The organism is Cupriavidus sp. FW305-3-2-15-C-LB2, from assembly GCF_058787575.1.
Genome location: NZ_JBYSZW010000100.1, coordinates 1 through 9,883, shown reverse-complemented (window position 1 = coordinate 9,883; position 9,883 = coordinate 1). Strand labels below are relative to the sequence as shown.

The 9,883-nt window shown below is 66.5% G+C and carries 7 protein-coding genes and 1 pseudogene; 5 read left to right on the top strand and 3 right to left on the bottom strand.

What is annotated here, in order from left to right; genetic code table 11:
* The first annotated feature begins 217 nt into the window (after nt 1-217).
* The 4 genes from acnD to AC3WRR_RS35765 all read left to right on the top strand — a co-directional run bounded on the left by acnD (nt 218) and on the right by AC3WRR_RS35765 (nt 6,915).
* Nucleotides 218-2,830, top strand: coding sequence for a Fe/S-dependent 2-methylisocitrate dehydratase AcnD (acnD, locus tag AC3WRR_RS35780; protein WP_010809522.1), 2,613 nt, complete (start codon nt 218-220; stop codon nt 2,828-2,830).
* Between the two features lie 61 nt (nt 2,831-2,891).
* Nucleotides 2,892-4,082, top strand: coding sequence for a 2-methylaconitate cis-trans isomerase PrpF (prpF, locus tag AC3WRR_RS35775; RefSeq protein ID WP_010809523.1), 1,191 nt, complete (start codon nt 2,892-2,894; stop codon nt 4,080-4,082).
* Between the two features lie 26 nt (nt 4,083-4,108).
* Nucleotides 4,109-5,563 (top strand): bifunctional 2-methylcitrate dehydratase/aconitate hydratase, encoded by a 1,455-nt coding sequence (locus AC3WRR_RS35770; RefSeq protein WP_011615389.1) that lies wholly within the window; start codon nt 4,109-4,111, stop codon nt 5,561-5,563.
* Nucleotides 5,564-5,790: 227 nt separating this feature from the next.
* Nucleotides 5,791-6,915 (top strand): asparaginase, encoded by a 1,125-nt coding sequence (locus AC3WRR_RS35765; protein ID WP_010809525.1) that lies wholly within the window; start codon nt 5,791-5,793, stop codon nt 6,913-6,915.
* A 28-nt stretch (nt 6,916-6,943) separates the two neighbouring features.
* Here the strand turns inward: AC3WRR_RS35765 and AC3WRR_RS35760 are convergent, their stop codons facing one another.
* Nucleotides 6,944-7,909 (bottom strand): AraC family transcriptional regulator, encoded by a 966-nt coding sequence (locus AC3WRR_RS35760; RefSeq protein ID WP_492299548.1) that lies wholly within the window; start codon nt 7,907-7,909, stop codon nt 6,944-6,946.
* Between the two features lie 123 nt (nt 7,910-8,032).
* Here AC3WRR_RS35760 and AC3WRR_RS35755 point away from each other — a divergent pair, with 123 nt between their 5' ends.
* Nucleotides 8,033-8,578 (top strand): carboxymuconolactone decarboxylase family protein, encoded by a 546-nt coding sequence (locus tag AC3WRR_RS35755; protein ID WP_010809527.1) that lies wholly within the window; start codon nt 8,033-8,035, stop codon nt 8,576-8,578.
* A 179-nt stretch (nt 8,579-8,757) separates the two neighbouring features.
* On the opposite strand, the pseudogene AC3WRR_RS35750 reads toward AC3WRR_RS35755, so the two are convergent.
* A pseudogene (locus tag AC3WRR_RS35750) lies at nt 8,758-9,096 on the bottom strand (cation diffusion facilitator family transporter); the annotation flags it as partial.
* 145 nt (nt 9,097-9,241) lie between these two features.
* A complete protein-coding gene (locus AC3WRR_RS35745) occupies nt 9,242-9,712 on the bottom strand; it encodes a PaaI family thioesterase (RefSeq protein WP_058698638.1) in 471 nt (156 codons plus the stop codon).
* Between the last annotated feature and the right edge of the window lie 171 nt (nt 9,713-9,883).

The window sequence follows — 9,883 nt, the reverse complement described above, 5'->3', positions numbered from 1 at the left end:
TCGAGCAGCGCATCGACAACAAGATCATCCGCCCGAGCGCCAACTACACCGGTCCGGAGAACCTGAAGTTCGTGCCGCTGAAGGATCGCAAGTAAGACCGGCTGCCGGTTTGCTCCGCGTCGGGTTGCCTTGATCCGGGCCTGCGGGCAAGGGGGTAGTTGGTCGCTGACATGGGACCACTACCCCTTTTTCATACCTATATTGATTTCCCTACACCATGAATTCTGCAAACCGCAAACCGCTACCGGGCACCAAGCTGGATTACTTTGACGCGCGCGCCGCGGTCGAGGCAATCCAGCCGGGTGCCTACGACAAGCTGCCGTACACGTCGCGCGTGCTGGCAGAAAACCTGGTGCGCCGCTGCGATCCCGCCACGCTGACGGATTCGCTCAAGCAGCTGATCGGGCGCAAGCGCGACCTCGATTTCCCGTGGTTCCCGGCGCGCGTGGTGTGCCATGACATCCTGGGCCAGACCGCGCTGGTGGACCTGGCCGGCCTGCGCGACGCCATCGCCGACCAGGGCGGCGACCCCGCCAAGGTCAACCCGGTAGTGCCGGTGCAGCTGATCGTCGATCATTCGCTGGCGGTGGAGTGCGGCGGCTTCGACCCCGATGCGTTCGCCAAGAACCGCGCCATCGAAGACCGCCGCAACGAAGACCGCTTCCACTTCATCGACTGGACCAAGCAGGCGTTCAAGAACGTCGACGTGATCCCGCCGGGCAACGGCATCATGCACCAGATCAACCTGGAGAAGATGTCGCCGGTGATCCACGCCGACAACGGCGTGGCTTACCCCGATACCTGCGTCGGCACCGACAGCCACACCCCGCATGTGGATGCGCTCGGCGTGATCGCCATCGGCGTGGGCGGCCTGGAAGCCGAGAACGTGATGCTCGGCCGCGCCTCGTGGATGCGCCTGCCGGATATCGTCGGCGTGGAGCTGACCGGAAAGCGCCAGCCCGGCATCACCGCCACCGACATCGTGCTGGCCCTGACTGAATTCCTGCGCAAGGAAAAGGTGGTCGGCGCCTATCTGGAGTTCCGTGGCGAAGGCGCCTCCAGCCTGACGCTCGGCGACCGCGCGACTATTTCCAACATGGCCCCGGAATATGGCGCCACTGCCGCGATGTTCTTCATCGACGAGCAGACCATCGATTACCTGCGCCTGACCGGCCGCACCGACGAGCAGCTCAAGCTGGTCGAAACGTACGCCAGGACTGCCGGCCTGTGGGCGGATTCGCTGAAGAACGCCGAATACGAGCGCGTGCTGAAGTTCGACCTGTCGAGCGTGGTGCGCAACATGGCCGGCCCGTCCAACCCGCACAAGCGCCTGCCGACCTCCGCGCTGGCCGAGCGCGGCATCGCCGTCGACCTGGACAAGGCCCGCGCGCAGGAAGCCGAAGGCCTGATGCCGGACGGCGCGGTCATCATCGCCGCCATCACCAGCTGCACCAACACCAGCAACCCGCGCAACGTGATCGCCGCCGCGCTGCTGGCGCGCAACGCCAATGCTCGCGGCCTGGCGCGCAAGCCGTGGGTCAAGTCGTCGCTGGCCCCGGGATCCAAGGCAGTCGAGCTGTACCTGGAAGAAGCGAATCTGCTGCCCGACCTCGAGAAGCTTGGCTTCGGCATCGTCGCCTTTGCCTGCACCACCTGCAACGGCATGTCCGGAGCGCTGGACCCGAAGATCCAGCAAGAGATCATCGACCGCGACCTGTACGCGACGGCAGTGCTGTCCGGCAACCGCAACTTCGATGGCCGCATCCACCCGTACGCCAAGCAGGCCTTCCTGGCCTCGCCGCCGCTGGTGGTGGCCTATGCCATCGCCGGCACCATCCGCTTCGATATCGAAAAGGACGTGCTGGGCACGGACCAGGACGGCAAGCCGGTCTACCTGAAGGACATCTGGCCGAGCGACGAAGAGATCGACGCGATCGTGGCGAAGAGCGTCAAGCCCGAACAGTTCCGCAAGGTCTACGAGCCGATGTTCGCCATTACCGCGGCCAGCGGCGAATCGGTCAGTCCCCTGTACGACTGGCGTCCGCAGAGCACCTACATCCGCCGCCCGCCCTACTGGGAAGGCGCGCTGGCCGGCGAACGCACGCTCAAGGCGCTGCGTCCGCTGGCGGTGCTGGGCGACAACATCACCACCGACCACCTGTCGCCGTCCAACGCCATCATGCTCAACAGCGCCGCCGGGGAATACCTGGCCAGGATGGGCTTGCCGGAAGAGGACTTCAACTCGTACGCCACCCACCGCGGCGACCACCTGACCGCGCAGCGCGCCACCTTTGCCAACCCGACCCTGATCAATGAAATGGCTGTGGTCGATGGCCAGGTCAAGAAGGGTTCGCTGGCGCGCATCGAGCCCGAAGGCAAGGTCGTGCGCATGTGGGAAGCGATCGAGACGTACATGGATCGCAAGCAGCCGCTGATCATCATCGCCGGCGCGGACTATGGCCAGGGCTCGTCGCGCGACTGGGCCGCCAAGGGCGTGCGCCTGGCCGGCGTGGAAGTCATCGTCGCCGAGGGCTTCGAGCGCATCCACCGCACCAACCTGATCGGCATGGGCGTGCTGCCGCTGGAGTTCAAGCCGGGCGTGAACCGCCTGACGCTGGGCCTGGACGGCACCGAGACCTATGACGTGATCGGCGAGCGCCAGCCGCGCGCCACGCTGACACTGGTGGTGAACCGCAAGAACGGCGAGCGCGTGGAAGTGCCGGTGACCTGCCGCCTCGACAGCGACGAGGAAGTGTCGATCTACGAAGCTGGCGGCGTGCTGCAGCGCTTCGCGCAGGACTTCCTTGAGTCGTCGCGGGCAACTGCATAAGCTGTGACAAAGGGCCCGAGCGGCACGCATGCCGCCCGGGCCAACCAGGACAAAGATTTCCATGACTCACGTACCCCAGATCAAGATTCCCGCCACCTATATCCGTGGCGGCACCAGCAAAGGCGTGTTCTTCCGCCTGCAGGATTTGCCGGAAACGGCACAAGTGCCCGGCCCGGCCCGCGACGCGCTGCTGATGCGCGTGATCGGCAGCCCCGACCCCTATGGCAAGCAGATCGACGGCATGGGTGCCGCCACCTCCAGCACCAGCAAGACCGTCATCCTGTCCAAGAGCACGCGGCCCGACCACGATGTCGACTATCTGTTCGGCCAGGTCTCGATTGACCAGCCCTTTGTCGACTGGAGTGGCAACTGCGGCAACCTGTCGGCAGCGGTCGGTCCCTTTGCCATCAGCGCCGGCCTGGTCGATGCCAGCCGCATCCCGCACAACGGCGTGGCCGTGGTGCGCATCTGGCAGGCCAATATCGGCAAGACCATCATCGGCCATGTGCCCGTCACCAACGGTGAAGTGCAGGAAACCGGCGATTTCGAGCTCGATGGCGTGACCTTCCCGGCCGCCGAAGTGCAGCTTGAGTTCATGGATCCGGCCGCCGAGGAAGAAGGCGCCGGCGGCGCGATGTTCCCCACCGGCAACGTGGTCGACGACCTCGAAGTGCCGGGCGTGGGCACGCTCAAGGCCACCATGATCAACGCCGGCATCCCGACCATCTTCGTCAACGCCGAGAGCATCGGCTACACCGGCACCGAGCTGCAGGACGCCATCAACAGCGACACCAGGGCGCTGGCGATGTTCGAGACCATCCGTGCCTACGGCGCGCTGCGCATGGGCCTGATCAAGAACGTGGACGAGGCCGCCAAGCGCCAGCACACGCCCAAGGTGGCCTTTGTCGCCAGGCCGGTCGACTACGTCGCCTCCAGCGGCAAGAAGGTGGCCGCGGCCGATGTGGACCTGCTGGTGCGCGCGCTGTCGATGGGTAAGCTGCACCACGCCATGATGGGCACGGCAGCGGTGGCGATCGGCACCGCCGCCGCCATCCCCGGCACGCTGGTCAACCTGGCCGCCGGCGGCGGCGAGCGCAACGCGGTGCGTTTCGGGCATCCGTCCGGCACGTTGCGCGTGGGCGCCGAGGCGCAGCAGGTCGACGGCGAATGGGCGGTCAAGAAGGCCATCATGAGCCGCAGTGCGCGCGTGCTGATGGAAGGCTGGGTGCGCGTGCCCGGCGACGCGTTCTGAGCTGAGCCGCACCCGCGAGGCCGTTCATGTCCACCGACACGCCGTCCGCGCAACGCCCCGATCCGGACCAGGTGCTGGTCGACATCGTCGACTATGTCACCCGGTACGAGATCAAGAGCGGCCTCGCCTATGACACCGCCCGCAACTGCCTGATCGACACGCTCGGTTGCGGGCTCGAAGCCCTCTCCTACCCGGCCTGTACCAAGCTGCTGGGTCCCGTTGTTCCGGGCACGATCGTGCCCAACGGCGCGCGCGTGCCGGGCACCCAGTTCCAGCTCGATCCGGTCCAGGCCGCGTTCAATATCGGCGCGATGATCCGCTGGCTGGACTTCAACGACACCTGGCTCGCTGCCGAATGGGGTCATCCGTCGGATAACCTCGGCGGCATCCTGGCCACCGCTGACTGGATCTCGCGCAACCACATCGCCGCCGGGCGCAAGCCGCTGACGATGAAGGCAGTGCTGGCGGCGATGATCAAGGCACATGAGATCCAGGGCTGCATCGCGCTGGAGAATTCGTTCAACCAGGTCGGGCTGGACCACGTGGTGCTGGTCAAGGTGGCCTCCACCGCCGTGGTCGCGCAGATGCTAGGCCTCACGCGCGACGAGATCCTCAATGCCGTGTCGCTGGCCTGGGTCGACGGCCAGAGCCTGCGCACCTACCGCCACGCCCCCAACGCCGGCAGCCGCAAGAGCTGGGCCGCCGGCGACGCCACCAGCCGCGCGGTGCGGCTGGCGCTGATCGCCCGCACCGGCGAGATGGGCTACCCGTCGGTGCTGACGGCAAAGACCTGGGGCTTCTACGACGTGCTGTTCAAGGGGCAGCCGTTCCGCTTCCAGCGGCCGTACGGGACGTACGTGATGGAGAACATCCTGTTCAAGATCTCATACCCGGCTGAATTCCACGCGCAGACCGCGGTGGAGGCAGCGATGCAGCTGCACGGCGCGCTGGCGCTCGCGGGGCGCAGCGCGGCCGATATCGCCGCCATCACCATCCGCACCCACGAGGCCTGCCTGCGCATCATCGACAAGCAGGGCCCGCTCAGCAATCCGGCGGATCGCGACCACTGCATCCAGTACATGGTGGCCGTGCCGCTGCTGTTCGGCCGCCTGACCGCCGCCGACTACGAAGACAGGATTGCCGCCGACCCGCGCATCGACGCGCTGCGCGGCAGGATCACCTGTGTGGAAGACCCCGCGCTGACGCGCGACTATCACGACCCCGCCAAGCGCTCGATCGCCAATGCGCTGACCGTGACGCTGGCGGATGGCACCGTGCTGGACGAGGTGCTGGTCGAATATCCGCTCGGCCACAAGCGCCGCCGCGCCGAGGGCATCCCGCTGCTGGTGGAAAAATTCCGCACCAACCTCGCCCGCCGCTTCCCGCCGAAACAGCAGCAGGCCATCCTTGCCGCGTCGCTGGACCAGGCGCGGCTGGAGGCCATGCCGGTCAATGAGTACCTCGATATGTATGCGATTTGAGTTATCGCCCGGGCAACTTCATGCCGAATCGGCATAACCCTTGCAGCGCCCCTCCCGCGCCAAATTCTCCTCACGTATAGTCACTGCCGCTGCCTGAACGGGCCCTGCATCACAGGCCCCGCTGCCGGCAGCCACCGACTGAACACGGACGGCACCATTCCACCCATAAGGTATGTCGTGCCGATTCCAGTACGGGCCACACGTTCGTATAGATACCGAGGAGAAACATGAAACACTTCGCCCGCGTCACCACGCTGGCCGCTGCCCTGCTGTCGGCGAGCCTGATCACCGGCACTGCCCACGCGCAGCTCGCCCCCGCCGCACAATCCGCCGCCGCACCCGCCACCGCCCAGGCCGAAGCCCGCAAGGCCAATATCGTCATCATCGGCACCGGCGGCACCATTGCCGGCGCCGGCGCATCGGTGACCAACACCGCGGCCTACCAGTCCGCCGTGGTGCCGGTCGACAAGATCATCGCCTCGGTGCCCGAAATCTCCAAGGTCGCCAACGTCAAGGGTGAGCAGATCTTCCAGATCGGTTCGGAGAGCTTCAACAACGAACGCCTGCTGAAGCTGGCCAAGCGCGTATCGGAACTGCTCAAGCAGCCAGACGTGGACGGCATCGTCATTACGCACGGCACCGACACCATCGAGGAAACCGCTTACTTCCTGAACCTGACGCTCAAGAGCGACAAGCCGGTGGTGGTGGTGGGTTCGATGCGCCCGGGCACCGCGCTGGGCGCCGATGGCGCGCTCAACCTGTACGACGCCGTGCTGGTCGCCTCCAACCCTGCCTCCAAGGGCAAGGGCACGCTGGCCGTGCTGAACGACGAGATCCACACCGGCCGCGACGTCACCAAGAGCAACACCTTCAAGACCGAGACCTTCCGCTCGCCGTTCGGCCCGCTGGGCTACGTGGTCGAAGGCCGCACGCTGTTCTACCGCCTGCCGGCGCGTCCGCACACGCAGCAGACGCAGTGGGACATCGACAAGATCGACAAGCTGCCTGAGGTGGCAGTGCTCTACGCCTACGGCAACGCCAATCCAGCCGCGGTCGACGCCGCGGTGAAGAGCGGTGCCAAGGCCATCATCTACGCGGCCACCGGCAACGGCAGCGTCGGCGACTACATGGTGGAGTCGCTCAAGGCCGCGCGCGCCAAGGGCGTGCAGATCGTGCGCGCCTCGCGCACCGGCAGCGGCGTGGTGGTGCGCAACGCAGAGCAGCCGGATGACAAGTACGACTGGATCGTCACCGACGACCAGCTGCCGCAGAAGGCACGCATCCTGATGGCGCTGGCGCTGACGCAGACCAACGACGCCAAGGCGCTGCAGCAGGTCTTCTGGAAGTACTGATGAGCTCGTGGAGCAGGCGGTATCGCCGCTAGACGCTCCCGCCCTCTCCCCCAGCCCCTCTCCCGCGCGCGGGAGAGGGGAGCAAACCGGCGGCTGCATCGGCCGGCAGCAATTTCCCGGCCGTCTCCCCTTCCTTTCCCTCTTCTTCCCGTTCCAGCCATTGCCTTGGCGATTGGCCCAGCCGTGCCGTAAACGCGCGCGACAGCGCCGACGCATTGGCATAGCCCAGCTCCAGCGCCACGGATTTCACCGGACGGCCCAGGCGCAACTGCGCCTGCGCCAGCGTCAGGCGCCAGTCGGTCAGGTAGTCGGCCGGCGGCTGCCCCACGACACGCCGGAAACTCGCGGCAAAGGCGCTGCGCGACATGCCCGCGCGCGCCGCCATGCGCGGCAGGTCCCACGGCTCGCCCGGCGCCTCGTGCAGCGCCACCAGCGCGCGTGCCAGGCGCGGGTCGGACAGGCCGGCAATCAGGCCCGCCTGGATGCCGGCCTCCTGGTGGTGGTCGATCAGCCAGCGCAGCAGCTGGATCAGCACCACCTCGAACAGCCGGTCGGCCAGCAGGCGGTGGCCGCAGCGCACCTGGCCGGCCTCGGCAAACAGCAGCGCCAGCGACTGCTCCAGGCCGGCCACGTGCGCCAGCGGCAAGGCGATCAGCGGCGGCAGCGCGCGCACTACCGGGTTGCGCGCACCGCCGTCGAAGTCCAGCGCCGCACAGGTGAAATCCGAGCCTTCCTGCGGCGGGTTGTGGAACATGTGGTGGACCGGGCGCGGGTAGAACAGCAGCGTGGGCTCGTCAAAGCGCAGGGTGCCCGGCAGGCCCGAGCCCGGCGGGTGCCGCAGCTCCAGTTCGCCGCGGCGCAGGACATGCAGGAAGCCGCGGCCCGGCTGCGCGGCGAACTGAGTCAGCCCGCACAGCGGTCCCTGGTGGAACAGGTGCGCACGCGCGCGAAACCGCTCCAGCAGCGCGGAAAGCCGGTCGATGGGTTCAGGCATGGTCTGGACGAATTGGTATGTACGTAGGACTTTACGCACCCAATGGTACTCGATGGTTACCCATACTGCAGTCAAGGCGATCGCAACTGCCTTGTCCTTTCAACCTGTACCAAGGAGTCCACCATGTCCCGCGTTCCCCTCGTCAATCCCGCCACTGCCACGGGCGACAGCCAGGCCCTGCTGGCCGAGATCCACGGTGCCTTTGGCGTCGCCCCGAACATGTTCCGTGCTGTCGCCAATTCGCCCGCTGCGTTGCGCAGCATGTGGCGCGCGTTCGGTGCGCTCGGCGGCGGTGTGCTGGGTGCGGCACTGGGCGAGAAGATCGCCGTGGCCGTGGCCGATCGAAACCAGTGTGAATACTGTCTCGCCGCCCACACCGCGCTGGGCCGGAAGGCCGGCGCCACCGCCCAGGAAATGTCCGAGGCGCAGGCTGGCCGGGCGCAGGATGCACGGACCGCCGCAGCGCTGTCGTTCGCGCTCAAGCTGGTCAACCAGCGCGGCCAGGTCAGCGATGCGGATGTGGCGCAATTGCGCGAGGCTGGCTTCAACGACGAACAGATCGTCGAGATCCTGGCGCATGTGGCGCTGAACCTGTTCACCAACTACGTGAACGTTGCCTTCGCGGTGCCGGTCGATTTTCCGAAGATCAAGCTGCGCGCGGCTGCGTAATCTGCCGCAACCAGGTGCGCGGTGGTGGCCTTCAGGCCGCCGCACGCGTGCCCTTGGTCATCAGCCGGGCTTCGATAAAGGTCCGGCTGACCTGAGGAAACCGCGCCCGGATGCGGCGCTCGATCCGGTCGATGGCGCCCGCGGCGCCGTTGGCAACGGTAGCGGTGGCGATGCGTCAGAAGCAGCACCGCGACCATCAGGCTCCAGAAATACAGCTCCTTGCCGTACCCGAACGGGTGCATGGCATCGGCCGGCCGGCGGCTGCGCGCCATGCCAACCAGCAGCAACAGCTCATTGCCGGTGTCGACGGTGGAATGGATGGCCTCGGACAGCATGGCCGAGCTGCCGGTCACGGCGGCGACGACAAACTTGGTGGCAGCGATCGCCACGTTGGCGGCAATCGCACCGTAGACAGCGATACGCGACCCCGAAGATACGGGGCTTGCCGGGAGCGTCTCGGATGCGGCAGATGCCGGGGACGCCCCGCCCTGCTGCGCAGTTTCAGGCCCACGCCGCATCGCTTTCCTCCACGAAGCTGCCCCTTTGCAATGGAAGCAGGTCGCGCCAGTGTACTGGCGCGCCTGGGTGTGAAGGTGAAAATACGGCGGTTAATTGCGTTTTATAAATTTGAAAAAACGGGCGCGCGATGCGTCCGCTCCGGATTCAGAACATGGCACTGCTCATCAACGCCTTGGCCACCAGTACGCCCTCGTCCGGCGCTTCCGCATAGACCGACACGTCGGTGACCACCTGCCGGCGCCCACGCCGCACCACCATCGCCACCGCGCGCAGCGCCGTACCCTTTGCCGGGGCCAGGTACTGGATAGAAAGCGAACTGGTCGCCCCGCCCTTCACATCGTCGGCACTGCCGCCAGAAGCTGCCGCCGCGGCGCCGGCAATATCGATCAGCGTGGCAATGACACCGCCATGGACGATGCTGCCGTTGGTCACGTTGGTCGGCAGGAATGGCATCTCCAGCTCGACATGATCGGGAGCCAGGCTGGCCAGCCGCACGGCGAGGGCGCGCGCCACCGGGGAGCCGATCAGGACGTTGTCTACCATAATGCGCATGCGGGGGTCGACCGCAGCGTGGCGATCGTGCTGGCGGGGCAAGGTGGCAAGGGCTTGTGACATTTGGGCTCCTGTGAACGGCTTACGTCGTGCCTGCAGCGTAAGCGCATGGTCTACACGGCTCAATTACGTCAGACGTAATCCTCGCCGGCCCAGCCCGGCATTCCGACTGCCTGTCATTCGTACCCGATATAATGGCTGGCCGTTTCACCCCAATCCCTCCCGCCACCATGC

Bases quoted from the DNA above. Each gene is read 5' to 3' on its own strand.
- prpF (WP_010809523.1), top strand. From the start codon at position 2,892: ATGACTCACGTACCCCAGATCAAGATTCCCGCCACCTATATCCGTGGC.
- AC3WRR_RS35755 (WP_010809527.1), top strand. From the start codon at position 8,033: ATGTCCCGCGTTCCCCTCGTCAATCCCGCCACTGCCACGGGCGACAGC.
- AC3WRR_RS35765 (WP_010809525.1), top strand. From the start codon at position 5,791: ATGAAACACTTCGCCCGCGTCACCACGCTGGCCGCTGCCCTGCTGTCG.
- acnD (WP_010809522.1), top strand. From the start codon at position 218: ATGAATTCTGCAAACCGCAAACCGCTACCGGGCACCAAGCTGGATTAC.
- AC3WRR_RS35760 (WP_492299548.1), bottom strand. From the start codon at position 7,909: ATGCCTGAACCCATCGACCGGCTTTCCGCGCTGCTGGAGCGGTTTCGC.
- AC3WRR_RS35745 (WP_058698638.1), bottom strand. From the start codon at position 9,712: ATGTCACAAGCCCTTGCCACCTTGCCCCGCCAGCACGATCGCCACGCT.
- AC3WRR_RS35770 (WP_011615389.1), top strand. From the start codon at position 4,109: ATGTCCACCGACACGCCGTCCGCGCAACGCCCCGATCCGGACCAGGTG.